The organism is Pseudomonas sp. HMSC067G02, from assembly GCF_001813485.1.
Classification (GTDB): Bacteria; Pseudomonadota; Gammaproteobacteria; order Pseudomonadales; family Pseudomonadaceae; genus Pseudomonas; species Pseudomonas aeruginosa.
This window is the reverse complement of the sequence record NZ_KV812726.1, coordinates 118,538-142,385: the sequence shown is the minus strand read 5'-3', so window position 1 is coordinate 142,385 and position 23,848 is coordinate 118,538. Positions and strand designations below refer to the sequence as shown.

Here is a 23,848-nt window from a genome sequence, read left to right as displayed (position 1 = left end):
TCATTTCTACGGAAGTCCGTTCATGCGTATCTGGATCGATGCCGACGCCTGCCCCAAGGCGGCCAAGGAACTGGTCTGCAAGTTCGCCCTCAAGCGCAAGCTGGAAGTCTGGATGGTCGCCGGCCAGCCGCAGGTCAAGCCGCCGTTCGCCTGCGTGCGTCTGGTGGTGGTGGAAAGCGGGATGGATGCGGCTGACGATTACCTGGTGGAGCAGGCCGAGCCGGGCGACCTGGCGATCTGCAGCGACGTACCGCTGGCCGATCGGCTGATCAAGAAACAGGTTGCCGCCCTCGATCCTCGCGGCCGCGAGTTCGACGCGCGGAACATGGGCGATAAGCTGGCCATGCGCAACCTGATGGCCGACCTGCGTGACCAGGGGCAGATGGGCGGCGGCCAGGCGCCCTACGCTGAGCGTGACCGCCAGGCGTTCGCCAACGCCCTGGACCGCCTGCTCACCCGCCTGCAGCGGGAAGCCGATCTACGCGCGAGTCAGCCGCACAGATAGGTACCGGTACCGACGGCGACCAGCGTGCCGTCGTCGCTATGCAGTTCCGAGCGCACCACTGCGACCTTGTTGCCCGAGCGAAGCGGCACCGCATGGGCGGTGAACGTCCGGCCGCGTCCCGGGCGCAGGTAGTCGACGCGCAAGTCGATGGTGCCGAGCTTCGACAGCCGCGCCATGCGCTCGTGGCCTGGCAGTTCGCGATGCCGTTCGAGGGCGCCGATCAGGGCCATCGCACCGCCGGTGACGTCGAGCAGGCTGGAGATCACCCCGCCGTGGAGAATGCCCTGGACGAAGTTGCCGATCAGTTCGTCCTTCATCGGCAGGTCGAGGACTACCCGCTCGCGGCCGAGGCTCGCCACGCGGATCCCGAGCATGCGGTTGAAGGGGATGCGCTGGAAGAAATCCGCCACCAGTTGGTGGACGTCGTCAGGCAGGGCGGGGGAGGGCGTTTCGCTCATCGCGGCGTCTCGATTCGATGGTTTCGAGACGCACGCTGGCGTAGCGGCACGGATTTGAAAAGGGCGGCGGCGCGACCGCCCTCGTGCTTGGCCGATCAGGCCTTGTCCTGGTCCACCAGTTCGAGCACCTGGTCGACCAGCTTGTTGATCCCGGAAGCGGCTTCGGCGATCGACTGGGCGAGCATGTAGGCCGGGGTGGTCACCAGCTTGCGCGCGCTGTCTTCGACGATCTCGTCCACCGGCGCGTCGATGTGCTCGGCACCCATCTGCTTCAGCGCGTCGGCGGTGTCGGCGTCGTTGCCGATGGTGCATTGGACGCCGGCGCCGTAGATCTTCGCCGCCATCGCCGGAGCGATGCAGATCAGCCCGACTGGCTTGCCGGCTTCGGCGAAAGCCTTGGCCAGCGCCAGCACGTCCGGCTGCACCTGGCATTGCGCGCCGTTGATGGCAAAGTCGCTGAGGTTCTTCGCAGCGCCGAAGCCACCGGGCACGATCAGCGCGTCGTAGTCCTCGGCGCGGGCTTCGCGCAGGTCCTTGACTTCGCCGCGGGCGATACGCGCGGACTCGACCAGGACATTGCGGCTTTCCGGCATTTCCTCGCCGGTCAGGTGGTTGACCACATGGTGCTGGGCGATGTTCGGCGCAAAGCATTGTGCCTCGGCGCCGCGCTGGCTGAGGCGGAGCAGGGTGATCACGCTTTCGTGGATTTCCGCGCCATCGTAGACGCCACAACCGGAGAGGATGACGGCAACTTTCTTGTGCATGAGGCTTACTCCTTGGGAACGCAGGATCCGGACCGGACGGGCCTGGCCGGGGTCGGTATCGCGCAAGCATAGCGAGCCGCCGGCCCCGGCGGCCAGCCGGAGCGGAGGGTACAAGGAGTTGGAGTGTGCGAAGGGGCCGGCTGTTCAGTCGCGCCGGCGCGGGTTCACTCGGATTTGTCGGCGTTGCCGCCCGCGCCGTTGCCGCGCGGTGTCTTGAAACGCCGCCATAGCCAGAGCAGCAGGCCCAGCACGATCAGGCCGCCGAGGACCATGAGTTCGTATTTCTTGATGTTGCCGAGCATGCCTTCCAGTACGCTGCCGAAATAGTAGGCGGCGGAGCCCAGCGCGGCGGCCCAGACGATGGCGCCGATGCCGTTGAGAAGAAGATAGCGGGCCGGTGGATAGCCGGACAGGCCGATGGCCACCGGCATCACCGTACGCAGGCCGTAGACGAAGCGGAAACTCAGCACCCACAGGTCAGGATGGCGGCGCACATGGTCCAGCGCCTTGTCGCCGAGCTTCTGCCAGCGCGGCTTGCGCGCCAGCAACCGGCGGCCGTGGCGGCGTCCGAGGAAGTACCAGAGTTGGTCACCGGCGTAGCTGCCGAGGAAGGCGGTGAGAATCACGGTATCCAGCTGCATGTAGCCGCGGAAGGCAAGGAACCCGGCCAGCACGAGAATGGTTTCGCCCTCGAAGAAAGTACCGAGAAAAAGGGCGAAATAGCCGAAGTCCTGCAGGAATTGTTGGAGCATCATCGGGGCAGCGAAGCGAAATGAACGCGCAGCCTAACTCGGTTGAGGGCGTGGGGAAAGCGCGATCGTCACGGCCCAGGTCATTGATTGTGCAATGAATGGCCTTTGCCGCTGGCTTTTTGCGATGATTGGCGGTGCGGCAGGATGCCGCGACCTTGAGTCACTGTCGTCGCTTGTTGCCAATCCGTCATAATCAGGGACTATAACTGTCACACTGTGCCCGTTATCTGGGCCCTGGAGTAAACCGTGAGCTTCACTCCCGCCAACCGCGCCTATCCCTACACCCGCCTGCGGCGCAATCGCCGCGATGACTTCTCCCGCCGCCTGGTCCGCGAGAATGTCCTCACCGTCGACGACCTGATCCTGCCGGTGTTCGTCCTCGATGGGGTCAACCAGCGTGAAAGCATTCCGTCGATGCCCGGCGTCGAGCGCCTGTCCATCGACCAGTTGCTGATCGAGGCGGAAGAGTGGGTGGCCCTGGGCATTCCGGCGCTGGCGCTGTTCCCGGTGACCCCGGTGGAGAAGAAGTCCCTGGACGCCGCCGAGGCATACAACCCGGAAGGCATCGCCCAGCGCGCCACCCGCGCCCTGCGCGAGCGCTTTCCGGAGCTGGGCATCATCACCGACGTGGCGCTCGACCCGTTCACCACCCATGGCCAGGACGGCATCCTGGATGACGACGGTTACGTCCTCAACGACGTCAGCATCGACGTGCTGGTACGGCAGGCGCTGTCCCACGCCGAGGCCGGCGCCCAGGTGGTAGCGCCCTCGGACATGATGGACGGTCGCATCGGTGCGATCCGCGAGGCTCTGGAGTCTGCCGGTCACACCAATGTGCGGATCATGGCCTACTCAGCCAAGTACGCCAGCGCCTACTACGGTCCGTTCCGCGATGCGGTCGGCTCGGCTTCGAACCTCGGCAAGGGCAACAAGGCCACCTACCAGATGGATCCGGCGAACAGCGACGAGGCACTTCACGAAGTGGCCGCCGACCTGGCCGAAGGCGCCGACATGGTGATGGTCAAGCCGGGCATGCCCTACCTCGACATCGTGCGTCGGGTGAAGGATGAATTCCGCGCCCCGACCTTTGTCTACCAGGTCAGCGGCGAGTATGCGATGCACATGGGCGCCATCCAGAACGGCTGGCTGGCCGAATCGGTGATCCTCGAATCCCTTACCGCCTTCAAACGTGCCGGCGCCGATGGCATTCTGACCTACTTCGCCAAGCAGGCCGCAGAACAATTAAGACGGGGGCGTTGACCCCCTCGGGAAGATGAATGAATACGCAGCAAGGACTTGATGAGATCGAACGTATCGCCGCCGACGAAACCGTAGTGGCGAACGTGGAAAGCGAAGCAGAAGTGAAGATGGCCGAAACGATCCCGGTGGAAACGCCACCTGCGGTGGTTCCCAGCGTGGATGACAGCAGCCTGTACATTCATCGCGAGCTCTCCCAGTTGCAGTTCAACATCCGCGTGCTGGAACAAGCGCTGGACGAGTCCTACCCGCTCCTGGAGCGGCTGAAGTTCCTCCTCATCTTCTCGAGCAACCTCGACGAGTTCTTCGAGATCCGCATCGCCGGCCTGAAGAAGCAGATCACCTTCGCCCGCGAGCAGGCCGGCGCCGACGGCCTGCTGCCGCACCAGGCCCTGGCGCGGATCAGCGAGCTGGTCCACGAGCAGGTATCGCGGCAGTACCGGATCCTCAACGAGACCCTGTTGCCGGAGCTGGCCAAGCACCAGATCCGCTTCATCCGCCGGCGTCACTGGACGCTGAAGATCAAGACCTGGGTACGGCGCTTCTTCCGCGACGAGATCGCGCCGATCATCACCCCGATCGGCCTCGACCCGACCCACCCGTTCCCGCTGCTGGTGAACAAGAGCCTCAACTTCATCGTCGAGCTGGAGGGGATGGATGCCTTCGGCCGCGACTCCGGCCTGGCGATCATCCCGGCGCCGCGCCTGCTGCCACGGATCATCAAGCTGCCGGAAGACGTTGGCGGCGAGGGCGACAACTACGTGTTCCTGTCGTCGATGATCCACGCCCACGCCGACGACCTGTTCCCCGGCATGAAGGTGAAGGGCTGCTACCAGTTCCGCCTGACCCGCAACGCCGACCTGTCGGTGGACACCGAGGATGTCGAGGACCTGGCCCGCGCGCTGCGCGGCGAGCTGTTCTCGCGTCGCTACGGGGACGCGGTACGCCTGGAGGTGGTGGATACCTGCCCGCAGAACCTGACCAACTACCTGCTCAAGCAGTTCGGCCTGTCCGAAAGCGAGTTGTACAAGGTCAGCGGCCCGGTCAACCTGACCCGCCTGTTCAGCGTCACCGGCCTGGAAAGCCATCCGGAGCTGCAGTACCCGCCCTTCACCCCGGCGATCCCGCGTCTTTTGCAGAAGAAGGAAAACCTCTTCAACGTCCTCAGCAAGCTCGACGTGTTGCTGATGCACCCGTTCGAGTCCTTCACCCCGGTGATCGACCTGCTGCGCCAGGCCGCCAAGGATCCGAACGTGCTGGCGATCAAGCAGACCCTGTACCGCAGCGGTGCCAACTCTGAGATCGTCGACGCCCTGGTCGAGGCGGCACGCAACGGCAAGGAGGTCACCGCGGTGATCGAGCTGCGCGCCCGCTTCGACGAAGAGTCCAACCTGCAACTGGCCAGCCGCCTGCAACAGGCCGGCGCGGTAGTGATCTACGGCGTGGTCGGCTTCAAGACCCACGCCAAGATGATGCTGATCCTCCGTCGCGAGGACGGCGAACTGCGCCGCTACGCGCACCTGGGCACCGGCAACTACCATGCCGGCAACGCTCGCCTGTACACCGACTACAGCCTGCTGACCGCCGACGTGGCGCTCTGCGAGGACCTGCACAAGCTGTTCAACCAGCTGATCGGGATGGGCAAGACGCTGCGCATGAAGAAGCTGTTGCATGCGCCGTTCACCCTGAAGAAGAACCTGCTGGAAATGATCAACCGCGAGGCGGCCCAGGCGGCGCTCGGCCAGCCGGCGCACATCATGGCCAAGGTCAACTCGCTGACCGATCCGAAGGTCATCCGCGCCCTGTACAAGGCCAGCCAGGCCGGGGTCAGGATCGACCTGGTGGTGCGTGGCATGTGCTGCCTGCGGCCAGGCATCCCGGGGGTCTCGCACAATATCCACGTGCGCTCGATCATCGGACGCTTCCTCGAGCACAGCCGCATCTACTACTTCCTCAACGGCGGCGACGAGAAGCTCTATCTCTCCAGCGCCGACTGGATGGAGCGCAACCTCGACATGCGCGTCGAGACCTGCTTCCCGGTGGAAGGCAAGAAGCTGGTGCAGCGGGTCAAGAAGGAACTGGAAACGTATCTGACCGACAACACCCAGGCCTGGGTGTTGCAGGCCGACGGTAGCTACCAGCGGCTCAGTCCCACCGGTAACCAGAACCCCCGCAATACCCAAGCGACCCTGCTGGAGAAGCTGGCCGCGCCGGTGCTTACCGCACGTTGAGGCTGTAGCCGACCCGCTTGAGCCATTCGGCTTCCTGGGCGAAGTCGGCCTGGGTCAGCGGGTTGGCTTCCAGCCAGCCCTCGGGGAAGGTCACCGAAAGGCTCTTGGGCTCTGCCTTCAGGCGCACCGAGGGCATTTCCTGGGTGCCGCGAATGTGGTGGAAGAGGATCGCGAAGCGCAGCACGATGCACAGGCGCACCAGCTTGTCGCCTTCCGCGGCGAACTCCGCCAGCTTGTCCGCCGGAATGTTGCGGCGGTGGCCGCGTACCAGTAGCGACAGCATCTGCTGGTCCTGGCGCGAGAAGCCAGCCAGGTCGGAGTGCTCGATCAGGTAGGCGCCGTGCTTGTGGTAGTGGTAATGGGCAATGTCCAGGCCGATCTCGTGGACCCGTGCGCCCCAGCTCAGCAGGTCGCGGTGCAGTTCGTCGTTCAGCTCCCAGGCGTCGCCGACTTCGGCAAGCACCTTGAGGGCCTTGGCCTCCACCCGCGAAGCCTGCTCCGGATCGACGTGGTAGCGCTGCATCAGCGAACTGATGGTGCGTTCGCGCACGTCCTCGTGCTGGTGACGGCCGACCAGGTCGTAGAGAACGCCTTCGCGCAGGGCGCCCTCGGAGTGAACCATCTGTTCCAGTTCCAGCGCGTCGAAGATCGCTTCGAGAATGGCCAGTCCGGCCGGGAAGATGGTCCGGCGGTCCGGCTTGATCCCCTCCAGATCGAGCTTCTCCACGTCGCCGAGCTTGAGCACCTTGCGCTTCAGCCAGGCCAGTCCGTCCGGGCTTATCTCGCCGTTGCCGTGGCCGCCGGCCTTGATCGCCAGCGCCACTGCGCGGATGGTGCCGGAGGCGCCGACCGCCTGTTGCCAGCCGAGGCGCCGCAGGCTGTTCTCGATGCCCATCAGTTCCAGGCGTGCGGCGGTGTACGCCTGGGCGTAGCGGGCCGGGGTGATCTTGCCGTCGCGGAAGTAGCGTTGGGTGTAGCTGACGCAACCCATCTGCAGGCTTTCCCGCAGCTCGGACTCGAAACCCTGGCCGATGATGAACTCGGTGCTGCCGCCGCCGATGTCGCTGACCAGCCGGCGACCGCCGCTGTCGGGCATGCTGTTGGCGACGCCGAGGTAGATCAGGCGGGCTTCCTCGCGGCCGGAGATGACTTCCACGGGATGGCCGAGAACCTCTTCCGCACGACGGATGAAATCGCTGCGGTTGCGCGCCTCGCGCAAGGCGTTGGTCGCGACCACGCGTACGGAACCCTGGGGCATGCCGCTGATGAACTGGGCGAAGCGGCGTAGGCAGTCGAGGCCACGCTGGGTGGCCTCCTCGCTGAGATTGCGCTCCTCGTCGAGGCCGGCGGCCAGTTGAACCTTCTCGCCCAGCCGTTCGAGGATGCGGACTTCGCCGTGGATATTGGCCTTGGCCAGACAGAGGTGGAAACTGTTGGAACCCAGGTCCAGGGCGGCAATCAGCGGGAATGCCTCGGCAGGTTTTTGCGGCATGCTTTGCAAGTCCATTGGAAAACTGCGCCATCCTGCCACGATAGGGCGAGGGTCGCCAATGCGGCAGCCGATCAATCGGGAATCAGCCGACCAACGATAGAGACTCTCAATCGGCTGCGCCTTCCGGCGAGGGTCAAGGCGGGATATGATGGTCGGCACTTTCGCGTTTCAATTCGCGTCCGACTACGGAGAGATTTCATGAGCGAACATATCGTCAACGTTACTGATGCCAGCTTCGAGCAGGACGTGCTGAAGGCCGACGGCCCTGTGCTGGTGGACTACTGGGCCGAGTGGTGCGGTCCGTGCAAGATGATCGCGCCGGTGCTGGACGAAGTCGCCAGGGACTATCAGGGCAAGCTGAAGGTCTGCAAGCTGAACATCGACGAGAACCAGGACACTCCGCCGAAGTACGGCGTGCGTGGCATCCCTACCCTGATGCTGTTCAAGGACGGCAATGTCGAGGCGACCAAGGTCGGCGCACTGTCCAAGTCGCAGCTGGCGGCCTTCCTCGACGCCAATATCTGAGCCGGGCCCAGGCCTCGCTGGAAAGCCCCGCGATTCGCGGGGCTTTTTTTTGCGTTTCTATAGACGCCACGCGGCCACGGTGTTAAATTCGGGTTCGCGACGTTTTTTCCGTCGCCTTCTGCATGCCGTCCCGGACGCACTTCCTACTCGAACTTTCTAGCGCTCCTGTCGCCCCCTTGCGACACGGCTTTCCCAAGCTCGACGCTTTCTCCAATTCCTCTTTCTGCGTACCTATCTCTTTCCTATGAATCTGACCGAACTCAAGCAAAAGCCGATTGCCGAACTGCTGGAAATGTCCGATGCCATGGGCCTGGAAAACATGGCCCGTTCGCGCAAGCAGGACATCATCTTCGCCCTGCTGAAGAAGCACGCGAAAAGTGGTGAAGAGATCTCCGGCGATGGCGTGCTGGAGATTCTTCAGGACGGCTTCGGCTTCCTGCGCTCCGCCGACTCTTCCTACCTGGCCGGCCCCGACGACATCTATGTCTCGCCGAGCCAGATCCGGCGCTTCAACCTGCGCACGGGCGACACCATCATCGGCAAGATCCGGCCGCCGAAAGAGGGCGAACGCTACTTCGCCCTGCTCAAGGTCGACTCGATCAACTTCGATCGTCCGGAGAATGCGAAGAACAAGATTCTCTTCGAGAACCTGACGCCGCTGTTCCCCAACGAGCGGATGAAGATGGAAGCCGGCAACGGCTCCACCGAAGACCTGACCGGCCGCGTCATCGACCTCTGCGCGCCGATCGGCAAGGGCCAGCGCGGCCTGATCGTGGCGCCGCCGAAGGCGGGCAAGACCATCATGCTGCAGAACATCGCCAGCAACATCACCCGCAACAACCCCGAATGCCACCTGATCGTCCTGCTGATCGACGAGCGCCCTGAGGAAGTGACCGAAATGCAGCGCACCGTGCGCGGCGAAGTGGTCGCCTCGACCTTTGACGAACCGCCGACCCGTCACGTACAGGTCGCCGAGATGGTGATCGAGAAGGCCAAGCGCCTGGTCGAGCACAAGAAGGACGTGGTCATCCTGCTCGACTCCATCACCCGTCTGGCGCGGGCCTACAACACCGTGATCCCCAGCTCCGGCAAGGTGCTCACCGGCGGTGTCGACGCCCATGCCCTGGAGAAGCCGAAGCGCTTCTTCGGCGCCGCGCGGAACATCGAAGAGGGCGGTTCTCTTACGATTCTCGCCACGGCGTTGGTGGAAACCGGCTCGAAGATGGACGAGGTGATCTACGAGGAATTCAAGGGTACCGGCAACATGGAACTCCCATTGGATCGCAAGATCGCCGAGAAGCGCGTGTTCCCGGCCATCAACATCAACCGTTCGGGTACCCGCCGCGAAGAGCTGCTGACCAGCGAGGACGAGCTCCAGCGCATGTGGATCCTGCGCAAGATCCTGCACCCGATGGACGAGATCTCCGCGATCGAATTCCTCATCGACAAGCTCAAGCAGACCAAGACCAACGATGAGTTCTTCGATTCGATGAAACGGAAGTAGTCTTCCAGGGAATTGAAGAAGGCGCTCCGGTTTGACCGGAGCGCCTTTTTTCATGCCTGGAGAAAAATAGATGTCGAGCCTGCCTTATCGAAGAGATATCGATGGATTGCGCGCACTGGCCATCTTGTCGGTGGTGTTCTATCACTTGGGCTTGGGCGGTTTCACCGGCGGCTATGTCGGCGTCGATGTCTTTCTGGTGATTTCCGGCTACCTGATCACTTCGATCATCCGGCGCGATCGGCAGGCCGGGCGTTTCAGCTTCGTCGATTTCTGGGCTCGCCGGGCGCGACGCATCCTCCCCGCTTTGTTCGTTATGATGGCCGTCAGCCTGGCGGCCGGCTGGTTCCTGATGGAGCCGCGGGACTACGAGCAACTGGGTCGTGCGGTGCGTTACCAGACGATGTTCGCCTCGAACATCCTGTTCTGGAAGCAGGATGGCTATTTCGACGCCGCGTCCGAATTCAAGCCGCTATTGCATACCTGGTCGTTGTCGGTGGAAGAGCAGTTCTACATTCTCTTCCCTCTACTGCTGGCCGCGATCTCCGGGCGTCTGCTGCGCTGGCGGCTCGCCATCCTCCTCGCGGTCCTGGCGCTATCGCTGGCGGCCAGCGTCTGGGCGGTGAACCAGCGACCTGGCAGTGCATTCTTCCTCCTGCCGATGCGCGCCTGGGAACTCCTGGCGGGTGCCGCGCTGGCATTGCTGCCGGGCGGTAGCCGCGGTCATTCGCAGTGGTCCCTGCAACTGGCGGCCACCCTCGGGATAGCGGCGATTCTCCTGCCGGTGTTCTTCTACGACAGCGACACTCCCTTCCCCGGCCTCGCGGCGCTGCCGGCGGTGCTTGGCACCGCCCTGCTGATCTGGGCCAACGGCGCCGGCGACACCTGGGTTCGCCGCCTGCTGGGCTGGCAACCGCTGGTCTGGTTCGGTCTGATCTCCTATTCGCTGTACCTCTGGCACTGGCCACTGTACGTCTTCGTCCAGTACCACGCACTGGAAACCCTGGGCCTGCCGGCACGTCTGGGGTTGCTGGCGGCGAGCATCGGCCTGGCGGCACTGTCGCTGTACTACGTCGAGGCACCGTTCCGCGAGCGCAAGCTGTTCGCCGGGCGCCGGCAGATGCTTGGCGCGGCGCTGTGCAGCTTGCTGCTGCTGGGAGTCGTCGGCCAGTTGGTGCGGCATTACGACGGCGTGCCGTCGCGTCTTTCCGAGGAAGCCTTGCGTTATGCCAAGGCGTCCAAATGGCGCGATGGGCAGACCGACTGCATGTTCGACAAGAAGGCGCTCAGTCAGGAAAGCATCTGCCGCTTCCCGGCGGAACTGGCTGCCGAACGACCGCTGCTGGTCAGTTGGGGCGACAGCCATTCCGCGGCGTTGAGCCCGCTGCTGCGCGAACTGGCTGCCAGTCGCCGACTGCCGATCTGGCAGGCTTCGCTGGCGGGCTGTCCGCCGTTGCTGGGGATGTTGGAAAAGGACAATTGCCTGCGTTTCAATCAGCAGATGCTCGAGTTCGTCGAACAGCAGCGGCCGGGCGGGGTGATCCTCGCCGGGCGCTGGGACATGTATGTCTACGGCGACTCGCAGGACGGCACCCGCAACATTCTCCGCGAGCCGGACGACACGCCGGACAGCTCGATCGCCGAGGCGCTGCTGCGGCAACGCCTGAGCGGGATGATCGAAAGGCTGAACGCGGCCGACGTACATGTCTGGCTGGTCAAAGACGTACCGCTGCTGCCATTCAAGGCACCGGCGCGGCTGGTGCGGCTGAGTCTGAGCGGGGAGGATGTCGGGCGCGCACGTTTTCCCTTCGCTGAGCACACTGCGCGCGTCGCCTACGTGAATGCGCTGTTCGATGCGCTGGCCGAAGGCAACCCGCGGGTGAGCGTGATCGACCCCTCCAGCGTGCTCTGCGATGGCCTGGATTGTTTCGCCGAACGTGATGGCTGGTCGCTGTACATGGATAACAACCACCTTTCGACCCAGGGGGCCCATGAACTCGGGCCTTTGTTCGAGCCGATGCTACAGAGCCTCGACGACTCGCGGATCGCCAGCCAGCAGTGACCGAATGCCGCGTTTGCCTGCTGCCGGATGGGCCGGGAGCAGGTAGGATGTGGGGTCTTGCAGTGAATGGTTAGGCCAATGACGTTCAAGGATCTCCGCGATTTCATCGCCCAGCTGGAGCAGCGCGGTGCGTTGAAGCGCATCCAGGTGCCGATTTCCCCCGTGCTCGAGATGACCGAGGTGTGCGACCGCACGTTGCGCGCCAAGGGCCCGGCATTGCTGTTCGAAAAGCCGACCGGCTTCGACATGCCGGTACTCGGCAACCTGTTCGGTACGCCGGAGCGCGTGGCGCTGGGCATGGGCGCCGAGGACGTCGGCGCGCTGCGCGAGATCGGCAAGCTGCTGGCGCAACTCAAGGAGCCCGAGCCGCCGAAGGGCCTCAAGGACGCCTGGGCCAAGCTGCCGATGTACAGGAAGGTCCTGTCCATGGCGCCGAAGGTGCTCAAGGACGCCCCCTGCCAGGAAGTGGTCGAGGAGGGCGAGGACGTCGACCTCGGCCGGCTGCCGGTCCAGACCTGCTGGCCGGGCGATGTCGGGCCGCTGATCACCTGGGGCCTGACCGTTACCCGCGGGCCGAACAAGGAACGGCAGAACCTGGGCATCTACCGCCAGCAGGTGATCGGCCGCAACAAGGTGATCATGCGCTGGCTCAGCCATCGCGGCGGCGCACTGGACTACCGCGAGTGGTGCCAGAAGCATCCGGGCCAGCCCTATCCGGTAGCCGTGGCGCTGGGCGCCGATCCGGCGACCATCCTCGGTGCGGTGACGCCGGTGCCGGACACCCTTTCCGAATACGCTTTCGCCGGCCTGTTGCGCGGGCATCGTACCGAGCTGGTCAAGTGTCGCGGCAGCGACTTGCAGGTGCCGGCCAGCGCCGAGATCGTCCTCGAAGGGGTGATCCACCCCGGCGAGATGGCCGACGAAGGTCCCTATGGCGATCACACCGGCTACTACAACGAGGTCGATCGCTTCCCGGTGTTCACCGTCGAGCGCGTCACCCGCCGGCAGAAACCGATCTACCACAGCACCTACACCGGGCGTCCGCCGGACGAGCCGGCGATCCTCGGGGTGGCACTGAACGAAGTGTTCGTGCCGATCCTGCAGAAGCAGTTCCCGGAAATCGTCGATTTCTACCTGCCGCCGGAAGGTTGTTCCTACCGGATGGCGGTGGTGACCATGAAGAAGCAGTACCCAGGGCACGCCAAGCGCGTGATGCTCGGGGTCTGGTCGTTCCTGCGGCAGTTCATGTACACCAAGTTCGTCATCGTCACCGACGATGACATCGATGCGCGCGACTGGAACGATGTGATCTGGGCCATCACCACGCGGATGGACCCCAAGCGCGACACGGTGATGATCGACAACACGCCCATCGACTACCTCGACTTCGCCTCGCCGGTCTCCGGCCTCGGCTCGAAGATGGGGCTTGATGCCACCCACAAGTGGCCGGGCGAGACCAGCCGCGAATGGGGGCGCGCCATCGTCAAGGACGAAGCGGTGACACGGCGCATCGACGCGCTCTGGTCGAGCCTCGGGATCGACTGATGCGTATCGTCCTGCAACCGTCCGGCGCCTGCCTCGAGCTGCTGCCGGGGGAACGCATCCTCGATGGCGCCCGGCGGCTTGGCTACGACTGTCCGCAGAGCTGCCGCAACGGCAACTGCCATATCTGCGCGGCGCTGCTGGTGGAGGGGCGGGTACGCCAGAACGGCGAGGTACGCGATCATGGCGAACTCTTCACCTGCCTCGCCGAGCCGCTGGAAGACTGCGTGCTGCATTGGGACGGGGTGCTGGCGCCGGGTGAACTGCCTCTGCGCAAGCTGACCTGCCAGTTGAGCTTCTGCGAAGAGGTCGGCGGCGACGTCTACCGGGTCGGCCTGCGCGCGCCGGCCGGCAAGCCGCCACGCTATCACGCCGGGCAGTACCTGTTGCTGGAGCGTGACGGCGGCGACAGCGCGGCGTTTTCCCTGGCCTCCGCGCCGCATGCGGGACGCGACCTTGAGTTGCACATCCTGGCCAAGGAAGACAGTGCCGTCGCGCTGATCGCGCAGTTGCAGCGCGAGCGCCTGGCACGGATCCAGCTGCCGTTCGGCGACGCGCACCTGGCGGAACTGCCCGACGGTCCGCTGGTGCTGATCGCCGCGGGAACCGGCATGTCGCAGATGCACAGCCTGATCGAGCACTGCCGCGCCGCCGGCTTCGCCCATCCTGTACATCTCTACTGGGGCGTTCGGCGTCCGGAGGATTTCTACCGACTGCCGCACTGGACGGAGTGGGAAGGCCTGCCGAACCTGTTCCTGCACCGGGTGGTCAGCGACCTCTGTGGCTGGGAGGGGCGTTGCGGCTTGTTGCACGAGGCGGTGCGCGAGGATTTCGCCGACCTGTCGAGCCTGCATGTGTATGCCAGCGGCTCGCCGGCGATGGTCTACGCGACCCTGGATGCCCTGGTCGAAGCAGGGATGGACGCGCACCAGATGCGCGCCGACGTGTTCGCCTACGCGCCGCGGGACTGAACGCGGCTCCGGCCTGGCGCCGGAGCCGCCGCGTCATCCGCCGGCTTGCTGCGGCGCGGCCTGGACCGCGGGTTTGCGCAGGGTCAGGCAGAGGAACAGGATGGCCAGCAGGCAGGCGCCGATCAGCAGCTTGAAGCCACCGTCCCAGCCGAAGTGGTCCACCGTGTAGCCGACCAGGGCGTTGGCCGCCACCGAGCCGCCGAGGTAGCCGAACAGACCGGTGAAGCCGGCGGCGGTGCCGGCCGCTTTCTTCGGCGCCAGCTCCAGGGCCTGCAAGCCGATCAGCATCACCGGGCCGTAGATCAGGAAGCCGATCATGATCAGCGCGGCCATGTCGATCGCCGGGTTGCCGGCCGGGTTCAGCCAGTAGATCAGGGTGCCGACGGTCACCAGGATCATGAACACCACGCCGGTGGCGCCGCGATTGCCCTTGAACAGCTTGTCCGACAGCCAGCCGCAGAGCAGGGTGCCGGGAATCCCCGCCCATTCGTAGAAGAAGTACGCCCAGGACGACTTGTCGACGTTGAAGTGCTTGGCCTCCTTGAGGTAGGTCGGCGCCCAGTCGAGCACACCGTAGCGCAGCAGGTAGACGAACACGTTGGCCAGGGCGATGTACCAGAGCAGCTTGTTGCGCAGCACGTAGGTGACGAAGATCTCCTTGGTCGACAGCTCGCGCTCGTGGTGTTCGTCGTAGCCTTCGGGGTAGTCGTCCTTGTGCTTCTCGATCGGCGGCAGGCCGCAGGATTGCGGGGTGTCGCGCATGGCGAAATAGGCGAACACGGCTACGCCCACGGCGACGATGGCCGGCACGTAGAAGGCCGAGCGCCAGTCGCCGAACAGCGCCAGGCCGAGCAGGAACAGCGGGCCGATCAGGCCGCCGCCGACATTGTGGGCGACGTTCCACACCGAGACCACGCTGCCGCGCTCCTTCTGCGACCACCAGTGGACCATGGTCCGTCCGCTCGGCGGCCAGCCCATGCCCTGGGCCCAGCCGTTGATGAAGAGCAGGACGAACATGATGGCGACGCTGGAGGTAGCCCAGTGTGCGAATCCGAAAATGAACATCACCGCCGCCGACACCAACAGGCCGAACGGCAGGAAGACCCGTGGGTTGGAACGGTCCGAGACCAGGCCCATGATGAATTTCGACAGGCCGTAGGCGATGGCGATGGCCGACATCGCGACGCCCAGCTGGCCGCGACTGTAGCCGTCCTCGATGAGGTAGGGCATGGCCAGGGAGAAGTTCTTGCGCAGCAGGTAGTAACCCGCGTAGCCGATGAAGATACCGGCGAAGATCTGCCAGCGCAGGCGCCGGTAGGTGCTGTCCACCTCGGCATCGGGCAGTGGCGCCTGGTGTGGCGCGGGACGAAAGATTCCGAACATCGCGAACTCCGCTTGTTGTTGTGTCGCGCCTTTTTACGCGGTTGCGAACACTACATTTTTCGTAAATGAAAAAATAGCGGAAATGTTACAGGTTGAGTGCATTGGTCGGAAATAAGAAAGCCCCGGTCGGAAACCGGGGCCTTCATAGGGGAAAAACATCTGACAGCGTGGGCCTCGGCCGGTGTATCGCTCCGGCCCGCCATGCCTTTCTCCGCAGGGGCGGGAGGCAATACTCGCCGCCTTCGTGGCTCAGCGAACCTCCACCACCACCTTGCCGACCGCCTTGCGCTGGCCGAGGGCGTCGATGGCGTCACCGGCCCGTTCCAGCGGGAAGCGCTGCGACACCAGCGGTTTCAGCTTGCCTTCGGCGTGCCAGGCGAACAGCTGGCGGAAGTTGTCAGCGTTGTCCTGCGGCTGGCGTTGGGCGAACGATCCCCAGAACACGCCGACCAGCGAGGCGCCCTTGAGCAGGGTCAGGTTGGCCGGCAGCGAAGGGATGCTGCCGCTGGCGAAGCCGACCACCAGCATCCGTCCGTTCCAGGCGATGCTGCGGAAGGCCTCCTCGAACAGTTCGCCGCCCACCGGATCGTAGATCACATCGACGCCCTGGCCGCCGGTCAAGGCCTTGAGCTGCTCGCGCAGGCTACCTTCGCTGTAGTTGATCAGTTCGTCGGCGCCGGCGGCCTTGGCCACGGCGAGCTTGTCGGGGGTACTGGCGGCAGCGATCACCCGGGCGCCCATGGCCTTGCCGATCTCCACGGCAGCCAGCCCGACCCCGCCGGAAGCGCCGAGCACCAGCAGGGTCTCGCCGGGTTGCAGGTTGGCGCGCTGTTTCAGGGCGTGCATCGAGGTGCCGTAGGTCATGCCGAAGGCGGCGGCGCTGGCGAAGTCCATGCCTTCGGGTATCGGCATCACGTTATAGCCGGGCACCTTGACCTGCTCGGCGAAGCTGCCCCAGCCGGTCAGGGCCATGACCCGGTCGCCGGGCCTGACGTGGGCGACCTTTTCGCCGACCGCGGCGACCACTCCGGCCGCCTCGCCGCCCGGGGAGAAGGGGAAGGGCGGCTTGAACTGGTACTTGCCCTCGATGATCAGGGTGTCGGGGAAGTTGACCCCGGCGGCGTGCACATCGAGGAGGATTTCGTTCTTCGCCGGGCTCGGGCTGGCGATTTCTTCCAGGACCAGGCTGCTGGCCGGGCCGAAGGCTTTGCAGAGGACGGCTTTCATCGGGACGCTCCAGTTTGCGGTCCGGCCAGTGTAGGAGGGAGACGCCGGGGGTCAATCAGCATCGCCACAACTGATGGTTGTCCATAAACCCCGGGCTTGGGCCCGGCCGAGAGTCTGGCTATGCTTGCCGGCATTCGTCGAGGAGATGCGCCCGTGAGAACCCCCATTGCCCTGTCGCTGGCCCTGTGCCTGAGTCTGTTCCCGTCGTTCGCCTCGGCCGAGGAGGCCGCGCCGGAAGGCGAGGGCGCGAACAAGCCGGTCTACGTCGACCTGACCCCGGCGCTGGTCGGCAACTACGGCAGCGGGCCGCGCCTGCAGTACTACAAGGCCGACATCGCCCTGCAGGTGGCCGACAAGGACGCGGCGACCAAGGTCGAGCATCACGAGCCTTTGATCCGCAACCAGTTGATCATGCTGTTCGCCCAGCAGACCGACCAGAGCCTGGGTACGGTCGAGGCCAAGGAAAGCCTGCGCCAGGAGGCGCTGAAGCAGGTCCAGCAGACCCTCGAGCAGGAAGAGGGCAAGCCGCTGGTGACCGACCTGCTGTTCAACAACCTCATCGTCCAGCCCTGAGGTCAACTATCCGTTCTGTCCCGCGCTCCCGGATGCGAGGCACCGGGGATTCTGCTTTCCTGTGAGGTTCGGTCGGGCGCGTCTGACGTGCATCAACACCTGCGCGCCGCCCTGGAGGGACAATCGAGCCAGTGAAGTCCGCGGCGGCCGCGCTTTCCAGCGTGAGCGTCATCGCCGCGGCCTGGCCGAACGTGCGAGGAGAAGGGATGAAACAGGAAAGCAAACGGTGGCTGAGCCGTGCCCTGGTCGTGGCGGCGCTGCTCGGCGTAGGCGTGCTGGTCTGGCAGGTATCGCGACCGACCGGCCTGGGCGAGGGATTCGCCAGCGGCAACGGACGCATCGAGGCCACCGAGGTGGACGTGGCGGCCAAGCTTCCCGGGCGGGTCGCCGAGATCAAGGTCGACGAGGGCGACTTCGTCAAGGCCGGCGAAATCGTCGCGCGGATGGATACTCAGGTGCTCGAGGCGCAGTTGGCCCAGGCCCAGGCCCAGGTGCGCCAGGCGGAGAACGCCAAGCTCACCGCGACCTCGCTGGTGGCCCAGCGCGAGAGCGAGAAGAGCACCGCCCAGGCCGTGGTGGCGCAGCGCCAGGCCGAGCTGACAGCGGCGCAGAAGCGCTTCACCCGTACCGAGGCGCTGGTCAAGCGCAATGCCCTGCCGCAACAGCAACTCGACGACGATCGGGCGACCCTGCAGAGCGCCCAGGCGGCGTTGTCCGCGGCACGCTCGCAAGTGATTTCGGCGCAGGCGGCGATCGAGGCCGGGCGTTCCCAGGTAATCGAGGCGCAGTCGGCCATCGAGGCGGCCAAGGCCAGCGTCGCCCGGCTCCAGGCGGATATCGACGACAGCCTGCTCAAGGCGCCGCGCAACGGCCGCGTGCAGTACCGCGTGGCACAGCCGGGGGAAGTGCTGCCGGCCGGTGGCAAGCTGCTCAACATGGTCGACCTGGCCGACGTCTACATGACTTTCTTCCTGCCATCCATGCAGGCCGGCAGGGTCGGACTGGGCCAGGAAGTGCGCTTGGTGATCGACGCGGTGCCGGACTACGTGATCCCGGCCAAGGTGTCCTATGTCGCCAGCGTCGCCCAGTTCACCCCGAAAACGGTGGAAACCGCCAACGAGCGGGAGAAGCTGATGTTCCGGGTCAAGGCGCGGCTCGATCCGGCGCTGCTGGAAAAATACATCACCTACGTCAAGACCGGCGTGCCCGGAATGGCCTACCTGCGACTGGACCCTGAGGTCGAGTGGCCGGCCAACCTGCAGATCAAGGTTCCGCAATGACCGCTGGCGGGAGCGGCGTGGCGAGCCTCCGGGGCGTTTCGCTGCGCTACGGCGAGACGCGCGCGGTGGACGATGTCAGCCTGGATATCCCGGCCAACCGCATGGTCGGCCTGATCGGTCCGGACGGGGTCGGCAAGTCCAGCCTGCTGGCGCTGTTGGCCGGCGCACGGAAGATGCAGGATGGCGAGATCCGCGTGCTCGATGGCGACATGCGCGACCGCCGCCACCGCCGGGCGGTCTGCCCGCGCATCGCCTACATGCCCCAGGGGTTGGGCAAGAACCTCTACCCGACGCTCTCGGTGTTCGAGAACGTCGACTTCTTCGGTCGGCTGTTCGGCCACGACAAGGCCGAGCGCGAGCGGCGCATCGCCGATCTGCTGCAAAGCACCGGATTGGCGCCGTTCGCCGAGCGTCCTGCGGGCAAGCTGTCCGGCGGCATGAAGCAGAAGCTCGGGCTGTGCTGCGCGCTGATCCACGATCCCGACCTGCTGATCCTCGACGAGCCGACCACCGGCGTCGACCCGCTGTCGCGCAACCAGTTCTGGGAGCTGATCGGCCGTATCCGCGCGGGCCGCGAAGGCATGAGCGTGCTGGTCGCCACCGCCTACATGGAGGAAGCCGAGCGCTTCGACTGGCTGGTGGCGATGGACGATGGAAAGGTCCTGGCCACCGGTACGCCGCAGGAGTTGCGCGAGCGTACCGGGACGCAGAGCCTCGAGTCGGCGTTCATCGCCCTGCTGCCGGAAAGCAAGCGCGCCGGCCACCATCGATTGGTGATCCCGCCGCGACCGCAGAGCGAAGGCGCGCCGCGGATCGCCATCGAGGCCGAGGGCCTGACCTGTCGTTTCGGCGACTTCGTCGCGGTCGATCACGTCAGCTTCCGTATCGAGCGTGGGGAAATCTTCGGCTTCCTCGGCTCCAACGGCTGCGGCAAGTCCACCACCATGAAGATGCTCACCGGCCTGCTGCCGGCCAGCGAAGGCACGTGCGCGCTGTTCGGCCAGGCGGTGGACGCCAGCGACATGGCGACCCGTCGCCGGGTCGGTTACATGTCCCAGGCCTTCTCCCTGTATGCCGAGCTGAGCGTGCGGCAGAACCTGGTGCTGCACGCCCGGCTGTTCCACCTGCCGGCGGATGGCATCCCGGCACGGGTCGGCGAAATGCTCCGGCGCTTCGACCTGGAGAAGGTGGCCGACGAACTGCCCGACGACCTGCCGCTGGGCATTCGCCAGCGCCTGTCGCTGGCGGTGGCGGTGATCCACAAGCCGGAGATCCTGATCCTCGACGAGCCCACCTCGGGGGTCGATCCGGTGGCTCGCGACGGCTTCTGGGAACTGATGGTCGAGCTGTCGCGCCGCGACGGGGTGACCATCTTCATTTCCACCCACTTCATGAACGAGGCCCAGCGCTGCGATCGCATCTCGCTGATGCATGCCGGCAAGGTACTGGCCAGCGATACTCCCGATGAGCTGGTGCGCCAGCGCGGCCTGCCGACCCTGGAGGCGACCTTCATCGCGTACCTGGAAGAAGCCGCCGGCGCCGCCGCGCCAGCGCAACCGGCCGAGGCGCCGGCCGTCGCGGAGCAGCCCGGCGATGGCCAGGGGCGCCAGGCGCAACGCGAACGCTTCAGCCCCCTGCGGCTGTTCAGCTATGCGCGCCGCGAAGCCATGGAACTGCGCCGCGACCCGATCCGCCTGACCCTGGCCCTGCTCGGCACCGCGCTGCTGATGTTCATCATCGGCTACGGCATCAACATGGACGTCGAGGACCTCTCCTGGGCGGTCCTCGACCGTGACCAGACCACCACCAGCCAGGCCTATGCGCTGAACATCGCCGGCTCGCGCTATTTCGTCGAACATGCGCCGATCACCGACCCGGACGACCTCGACCGGCGCCTGCGCAGCGGCGAGCTGAGCCTGGCGGTGGAGATCCCGCCGAACTTCGGGCGCGATCTCAAGCGTGGCTCCGATCCGGCCATCGGCGTGTGGATCGACGGAGCGATGCCGACCCGTGCCAACACCGTGCTCGGCTACGTGCAGGGCCTGCACACCAGCTACCTGGCGGACCTCTCGCGGCAGGTGGGTGGGGCCGAGGCCAGCGCGGCGGCCAGCACCGAGGTGCGCTATCGCTACAACCCCGACGTGGAAAGCCTGAAGGCGATGGTGCCGGCGGTGATCCCGCTGCTGCTGATCATGATCCCGGCCATGCTCACCGCCCTCGGCGTGGTGCGCGAAAAGGAACTGGGCTCGATCACCAACCTCTATGTCACCCCGGTGACGCGCCTGGAGTTCCTGGTCGGCAAGCAGTTGCCTTACGTCGCCATGGGCATGATCAACTTCCTGCTGATGCTGGTCCTGGCCATCGTGGTATTTCGCGTGCCGCTCAAGGGCAGCTTCCTGGCGTTGACCATCGGCGCTTTCCTCTATGTGGTCACCAGCACCGGCCTCGGGCTGTTCCTCTCGACGTTCATGCGCAGCCAGATCGCCGCTGTATTCGGCGTGGCGATCGCCACCATGATCCCGGCGATCCAGTTCTCCGGGCTGATCCACCCGGTGTCCTCGCTGGAAGGTGCGGCGGCCTGGATCGGCAAGCTCTATCCGACCTCGCATTTCCTGGTGGTCAGCCGCGGCGCCTTTTCCAAATCGCTGGGCCTGCCCGATCTCTGGGCCTACTACCTGCCGCTTGCCGCTTCCATCGTGGTGCTGACCCTGCTCAGCGTGGCCTGCCTGAAGAAGCAGGAGGACTGAGCGATGCGCAGCCTGGCCAACATCTTCAACCTGGGCATCAAGGAGTTCCGCAGCCTCGGCCGCGACTACGCGATGCTGGCACTGATCGTCTGGGCCTTCACCCTGGGCGTCTACAGTTCCGCTACCGGTATTCCGGAAACCTTGCATCACGCGCCGATCGCGGTGGTCGACGAGGACCGCTCGCAACTCTCGTCGCGTATCGTCAATGCCTTCCAGCCCCCGTACTTCCGGCCGCCGGAAATGATCGGGCATGCCGAGATGGATCGCGGCATGGACGTCGGCCTGTATACCTTCACCCTCGATATTCCGCCGGACTTCCAGCGCGACGTGTTGGCCGGGCGCAAGCCCTCGATCCAGGTCAACGTCGACGCGACCCAGACCGGGCAGGCGTTCTCCGGCGCGGGCTACATCCAGAACATCGTCGCCACCGAGGTGCGCGAGTTCGTCAGCCGCTACCGCGCGGAGCCGAGCATGCCGGCGCAGATCGAGGTGCGCATGGAGTTCAACCCGAACCTGACCCAGGCCTGGTTCGGCGGGGTGATGGAAGTGATCAACCAGATCACCATGCTGTCGATCATCCTCACCGGCGCCGCGCTGATCCGCGAGCGCGAGCACGGCACCGTCGAGCACCTGCTGGTGATGCCGCTGTCGGCCTTCGAGATCATGATGGCCAAGGTCTGGTCGATGGGGCTGGTGGTGCTGGTGGCGGCGGGGCTCTCGTTGCAGTGGGTGGTGCGTGGCTGGCTGGACGTGCCGATCAGCGGCTCGGTGGGGCTGTTCCTGCTCGGCGCCGGATTGCATCTGTTCGCCACCACCTCCATGGGCATATTCCTCGGCACGGTGGCGCGCTCGATGCCTCAGCTCGGGCTGCTGACCATCCTCGTGCTGTTGCCGCTGAACATCCTTTCGGGCGGCAGCACGCCACGGGAAAGCATGCCGGAACTGGTGCAGAACATCATGCTGGCGGCTCCGACCACGCATTTCGTCAGCCTGGCCCAGGCGATCCTGTTCCGCGGCGCCGGTTTCGACATCGTCTGGCCGCAGTTCGCCGGCATCGTGGCGATCGGTTCGGCGTTCTTCTTCGGCGCGCTCTGGCGTTTCCGCCGGACCATCTCGCAGATGGCCTGAGCGATGGCTTCAGCGTTTCGCCAGCGGCAGGATCGCCTGCCATTCCTCGGCGCTGACCGGCATCACCGAGAGACGGCTGCCCTTCTGCACCAGGGCGAGGTTGGCCAGGGCGTCCTGCGCCTTCAGCCGGGCCAGTGGAACGACCTCGGCGAAGGCTTCGACGAAGCTGACGTCGCGGGCGCTCCAGGGATTCTTCTCGGTGCTGGCCTTGGGGTCGTGGTAAGGGCTGGCGGGATCCAGGGCCGTGGGATCGGGATAGGCTTCGCCCTCGATGCGGGCGATACCGGCGATGCCGGGCTGCGGGCAACTGGAGTGGTAGAAGAAGAACAGGTCGCCGGGGTTCATGCTGCGGATGAAGTTGCGCGCCTGGTAGTTGCGCACGCCATCCCAGCGGGCGGTTCCGAGGCGCTGCAGGTCGCGGATCGAGAGTTCGTCCGGCTCGGATTTCATCAGCCAGTAGGCAGGCATGAACTTTGCTCCTCTTTCGTAGATGTACGTAGGAAACGTCTGCGCGTGACCACCGGTCGCCGGTGTAATTGCGTATGACTTCAGCTTATCGGAAAATGCCGTTTTTCAGCGGGGCAGGGTGCTCAGGCGATAAGATAATCGCAAGGACCGGCCTCGAAAATTGCCTGGAAGGGGGAGGCAATCGATGAAGCGCAAGCCAGACTTGCTGTGGGTTTTGGTCATCATCTTCGGACTTGGGGTCGTCACCACCGGTTATACCCAGAGCCTCTGGGAACGACAGGCCAGTACGCCCGCCCAGGTGACGCAACAGCCGTAAGACTCGCCGGGTATCGCATGGAACGCGGTACCCAGGGTTCTCCCTCCTTCCTAGCGTTTCCCTGCCACGTACCAGCCCGCATCGGTCACCGTTCCCGCCAGGGGAATGTCCCAGCTGGCCAGCGCCAGTCGATCCACCTTCTGACATTCATGGGCCAGGCCGATCAGCGTCGGTTTGTGACCATTTTTGCGCCTCGCCAGGTAGGCCAGGCTGCGGTCGTAGAAGCCGCCGCCCATGCCCAGGCGCCCGCCCTGTTCGTCGAACCCCACCAGCGGCAGCAGTACCAGGTCCAGCGCCCAGGCCTTGCGCTGGCGGCCGGCGTCGGCCAGCGGTTCGCTGATGCGGAAGCGGTTGCGGGTCCAGCGTTCGCCGCTGCCGACCCGCTGGAACACCATGCGCGTCCGCGGCCAGGGCGCCAGCACCGGCAGGTAGGTGGCCTTGCCGCGCTTCTGCGCCGCACGCAGCAGCGGACGCGGGTCGATCTCGCCGTCGTTGGGCAGGTACAGGGCGATATGGCGGGCACGGCGAAAAAGGGGATGCTGCGCCAGTTGTCGATAGAGGGCGCGGGCGGCGAGGCGTTGCTGCAGGGGGGAGAGCGCGCGGCGCGCCTGGCGGAGCTTGCGGCGCAGGGCCGGGCGGCTGAGGTCTTGCGATTCGATCATGTGG

At 65.3% G+C, this 23,848-nt stretch carries 20 protein-coding genes; 12 read left to right on the top strand and 8 right to left on the bottom strand.

Annotated elements, in window-relative coordinates:
- The first annotated feature begins 22 nt into the window (after nucleotides 1–22).
- Entirely contained in the window at nucleotides 23–505 is a 483-nt protein-coding gene (locus tag HMPREF2914_RS27890) for a YaiI/YqxD family protein (protein WP_003136094.1), read from the top strand.
- On the opposite strand, the gene HMPREF2914_RS27885 is transcribed toward HMPREF2914_RS27890, so the two are convergent.
- The 3 genes from HMPREF2914_RS27885 to HMPREF2914_RS27875 form a co-directional block, all read right to left on the bottom strand.
- On the bottom strand, nucleotides 490–963 hold the full coding sequence (locus tag HMPREF2914_RS27885; RefSeq protein ID WP_003096359.1) for a thioesterase family protein: 474 nt from the start codon (nucleotides 961–963) through the stop codon (nucleotides 490–492). The genes HMPREF2914_RS27890 and HMPREF2914_RS27885 overlap by 16 nt on opposite strands.
- A gap of 95 nt (nucleotides 964–1,058) precedes the next feature.
- On the bottom strand, nucleotides 1,059–1,727 hold the full coding sequence (gene elbB / locus HMPREF2914_RS27880) for an isoprenoid biosynthesis glyoxalase ElbB (RefSeq protein ID WP_023092747.1): 669 nt from the start codon (nucleotides 1,725–1,727) through the stop codon (nucleotides 1,059–1,061).
- Nucleotides 1,728–1,891: 164 nt separating this feature from the next.
- Nucleotides 1,892–2,482 carry a DedA family protein gene (locus tag HMPREF2914_RS27875; protein ID WP_003096354.1) on the bottom strand — a complete coding sequence of 197 codons (591 nt, stop codon included), beginning with the start codon at nucleotides 2,480–2,482 and terminating at the stop codon, nucleotides 1,892–1,894.
- A gap of 243 nt (nucleotides 2,483–2,725) precedes the next feature.
- On the opposite strand from HMPREF2914_RS27875, the gene hemB reads away from it, so the two are divergent.
- Entirely contained in the window at nucleotides 2,726–3,739 is a 1,014-nt protein-coding gene (gene hemB / locus HMPREF2914_RS27870) for a porphobilinogen synthase (protein ID WP_003096352.1), read from the top strand.
- 17 nt (nucleotides 3,740–3,756) lie between these two features.
- Nucleotides 3,757–5,967 (top strand): polyphosphate kinase 1, encoded by a 2,211-nt coding sequence (ppk1, locus tag HMPREF2914_RS27865; RefSeq protein ID WP_003096343.1) that lies wholly within the window; start codon nucleotides 3,757–3,759, stop codon nucleotides 5,965–5,967.
- Here ppk1 and ppx read toward each other — a convergent pair.
- Nucleotides 5,954–7,459 carry an exopolyphosphatase gene (ppx, locus tag HMPREF2914_RS27860; RefSeq protein WP_003099207.1) on the bottom strand — a complete coding sequence of 502 codons (1,506 nt, stop codon included), beginning with the start codon at nucleotides 7,457–7,459 and terminating at the stop codon, nucleotides 5,954–5,956. The two genes, ppk1 and ppx, sit on opposite strands and share 14 nt — an antisense overlap.
- Nucleotides 7,460–7,657: 198 nt before the next feature.
- On the opposite strand from ppx, the gene trxA reads away from it, so the two are divergent.
- From trxA to HMPREF2914_RS27835, 5 genes are all read left to right on the top strand, one after another.
- Nucleotides 7,658–7,984 (top strand): thioredoxin TrxA, encoded by a 327-nt coding sequence (trxA, locus tag HMPREF2914_RS27855; protein ID WP_003096336.1) that lies wholly within the window; start codon nucleotides 7,658–7,660, stop codon nucleotides 7,982–7,984.
- Nucleotides 7,985–8,228: 244 nt separating this feature from the next.
- Complete coding sequence (gene rho, locus HMPREF2914_RS27850) at nucleotides 8,229–9,488, top strand: transcription termination factor Rho (protein ID WP_003096334.1); 1,260 nt, start codon at nucleotides 8,229–8,231, stop codon at nucleotides 9,486–9,488.
- A 70-nt stretch (nucleotides 9,489–9,558) separates the two neighbouring features.
- Nucleotides 9,559–11,547, top strand: coding sequence for an acyltransferase family protein (locus HMPREF2914_RS27845; protein WP_003141952.1), 1,989 nt, complete (start codon nucleotides 9,559–9,561; stop codon nucleotides 11,545–11,547).
- Nucleotides 11,548–11,625: 78 nt separating this feature from the next.
- Nucleotides 11,626–13,092 (top strand): 4-hydroxy-3-polyprenylbenzoate decarboxylase, encoded by a 1,467-nt coding sequence (gene ubiD / locus HMPREF2914_RS27840; RefSeq protein WP_003096332.1) that lies wholly within the window; start codon nucleotides 11,626–11,628, stop codon nucleotides 13,090–13,092.
- A complete protein-coding gene (locus HMPREF2914_RS27835) occupies nucleotides 13,092–14,060 on the top strand; it encodes a CDP-6-deoxy-delta-3,4-glucoseen reductase (protein WP_003096331.1) in 969 nt (322 codons plus the stop codon). The genes ubiD and HMPREF2914_RS27835 overlap by 1 nt, the downstream gene beginning before the upstream one ends.
- A gap of 33 nt (nucleotides 14,061–14,093) precedes the next feature.
- On the opposite strand, the gene glpT is transcribed toward HMPREF2914_RS27835, so the two are convergent.
- Both glpT and HMPREF2914_RS27825 read right to left on the bottom strand, forming a co-directional pair.
- Nucleotides 14,094–15,443, bottom strand: coding sequence for a glycerol-3-phosphate transporter (glpT, locus tag HMPREF2914_RS27830; protein WP_003110671.1), 1,350 nt, complete (start codon nucleotides 15,441–15,443; stop codon nucleotides 14,094–14,096).
- A gap of 249 nt (nucleotides 15,444–15,692) precedes the next feature.
- A complete protein-coding gene (locus tag HMPREF2914_RS27825) occupies nucleotides 15,693–16,670 on the bottom strand; it encodes an NADPH:quinone oxidoreductase family protein (protein WP_003096329.1) in 978 nt (325 codons plus the stop codon).
- 153 nt (nucleotides 16,671–16,823) lie between these two features.
- On the opposite strand from HMPREF2914_RS27825, the gene HMPREF2914_RS27820 reads away from it, so the two are divergent.
- The 4 genes from HMPREF2914_RS27820 to HMPREF2914_RS27805 all read left to right on the top strand — a co-directional run bounded on the left by HMPREF2914_RS27820 (nucleotide 16,824) and on the right by HMPREF2914_RS27805 (nucleotide 22,398).
- Nucleotides 16,824–17,243 carry a flagellar basal body-associated protein FliL gene (locus tag HMPREF2914_RS27820; RefSeq protein ID WP_003096328.1) on the top strand — a complete coding sequence of 140 codons (420 nt, stop codon included), beginning with the start codon at nucleotides 16,824–16,826 and terminating at the stop codon, nucleotides 17,241–17,243.
- A 206-nt stretch (nucleotides 17,244–17,449) separates the two neighbouring features.
- Nucleotides 17,450–18,523, top strand: a complete 1,074-nt coding sequence (locus tag HMPREF2914_RS27815) for an HlyD family secretion protein (protein ID WP_003136086.1) — start codon at nucleotides 17,450–17,452, stop codon at nucleotides 18,521–18,523.
- A complete protein-coding gene (gene rbbA / locus HMPREF2914_RS27810; protein WP_023092746.1) occupies nucleotides 18,520–21,270 on the top strand; it encodes a ribosome-associated ATPase/putative transporter RbbA in 2,751 nt (916 codons plus the stop codon). Before HMPREF2914_RS27815 ends, rbbA begins: the two co-directional genes overlap by 4 nt.
- A gap of 3 nt (nucleotides 21,271–21,273) precedes the next feature.
- Nucleotides 21,274–22,398, top strand: a complete 1,125-nt coding sequence (locus HMPREF2914_RS27805; protein ID WP_003110669.1) for an ABC transporter permease — start codon at nucleotides 21,274–21,276, stop codon at nucleotides 22,396–22,398.
- A 9-nt stretch (nucleotides 22,399–22,407) separates the two neighbouring features.
- Here the strand turns inward: HMPREF2914_RS27805 and HMPREF2914_RS27800 are convergent, their stop codons facing one another.
- Both HMPREF2914_RS27800 and HMPREF2914_RS27795 read right to left on the bottom strand, forming a co-directional pair.
- Nucleotides 22,408–22,866, bottom strand: coding sequence for an EVE domain-containing protein (locus HMPREF2914_RS27800; protein ID WP_023092745.1), 459 nt, complete (start codon nucleotides 22,864–22,866; stop codon nucleotides 22,408–22,410).
- A 366-nt stretch (nucleotides 22,867–23,232) separates the two neighbouring features.
- Nucleotides 23,233–23,844: a 5-formyltetrahydrofolate cyclo-ligase gene (locus tag HMPREF2914_RS27795; RefSeq protein ID WP_003096321.1), complete on the bottom strand. Its 612-nt coding sequence runs from the start codon at nucleotides 23,842–23,844 to the stop codon at nucleotides 23,233–23,235.
- Between the last annotated feature and the right edge of the window lie 4 nt (nucleotides 23,845–23,848).

Bases quoted from the DNA above. Each gene is read 5' to 3' on its own strand.
- HMPREF2914_RS27890 (WP_003136094.1), top strand. From the start codon at position 23: ATGCGTATCTGGATCGATGCCGACGCCTGCCCCAAGGCGGCCAAGGAA.
- HMPREF2914_RS27885 (WP_003096359.1), bottom strand. From the start codon at position 963: ATGAGCGAAACGCCCTCCCCCGCCCTGCCTGACGACGTCCACCAACTG.
- elbB (WP_023092747.1), bottom strand. From the start codon at position 1,727: ATGCACAAGAAAGTTGCCGTCATCCTCTCCGGTTGTGGCGTCTACGAT.
- HMPREF2914_RS27875 (WP_003096354.1), bottom strand. From the start codon at position 2,482: ATGATGCTCCAACAATTCCTGCAGGACTTCGGCTATTTCGCCCTTTTT.
- ppk1 (WP_003096343.1), top strand. From the start codon at position 3,757: ATGAATACGCAGCAAGGACTTGATGAGATCGAACGTATCGCCGCCGAC.
- ppx (WP_003099207.1), bottom strand. From the start codon at position 7,459: ATGCCGCAAAAACCTGCCGAGGCATTCCCGCTGATTGCCGCCCTGGAC.
- trxA (WP_003096336.1), top strand. From the start codon at position 7,658: ATGAGCGAACATATCGTCAACGTTACTGATGCCAGCTTCGAGCAGGAC.
- rho (WP_003096334.1), top strand. From the start codon at position 8,229: ATGAATCTGACCGAACTCAAGCAAAAGCCGATTGCCGAACTGCTGGAA.
- HMPREF2914_RS27845 (WP_003141952.1), top strand. From the start codon at position 9,559: ATGTCGAGCCTGCCTTATCGAAGAGATATCGATGGATTGCGCGCACTG.
- ubiD (WP_003096332.1), top strand. From the start codon at position 11,626: ATGACGTTCAAGGATCTCCGCGATTTCATCGCCCAGCTGGAGCAGCGC.
- HMPREF2914_RS27835 (WP_003096331.1), top strand. From the start codon at position 13,092: ATGCGTATCGTCCTGCAACCGTCCGGCGCCTGCCTCGAGCTGCTGCCG.
- glpT (WP_003110671.1), bottom strand. From the start codon at position 15,443: ATGTTCGGAATCTTTCGTCCCGCGCCACACCAGGCGCCACTGCCCGAT.
- HMPREF2914_RS27825 (WP_003096329.1), bottom strand. From the start codon at position 16,670: ATGAAAGCCGTCCTCTGCAAAGCCTTCGGCCCGGCCAGCAGCCTGGTC.
- HMPREF2914_RS27815 (WP_003136086.1), top strand. From the start codon at position 17,450: ATGAAACAGGAAAGCAAACGGTGGCTGAGCCGTGCCCTGGTCGTGGCG.
- rbbA (WP_023092746.1), top strand. From the start codon at position 18,520: ATGACCGCTGGCGGGAGCGGCGTGGCGAGCCTCCGGGGCGTTTCGCTG.
- HMPREF2914_RS27805 (WP_003110669.1), top strand. From the start codon at position 21,274: ATGCGCAGCCTGGCCAACATCTTCAACCTGGGCATCAAGGAGTTCCGC.
- HMPREF2914_RS27800 (WP_023092745.1), bottom strand. From the start codon at position 22,866: ATGCCTGCCTACTGGCTGATGAAATCCGAGCCGGACGAACTCTCGATC.
- HMPREF2914_RS27795 (WP_003096321.1), bottom strand. From the start codon at position 23,844: ATGATCGAATCGCAAGACCTCAGCCGCCCGGCCCTGCGCCGCAAGCTC.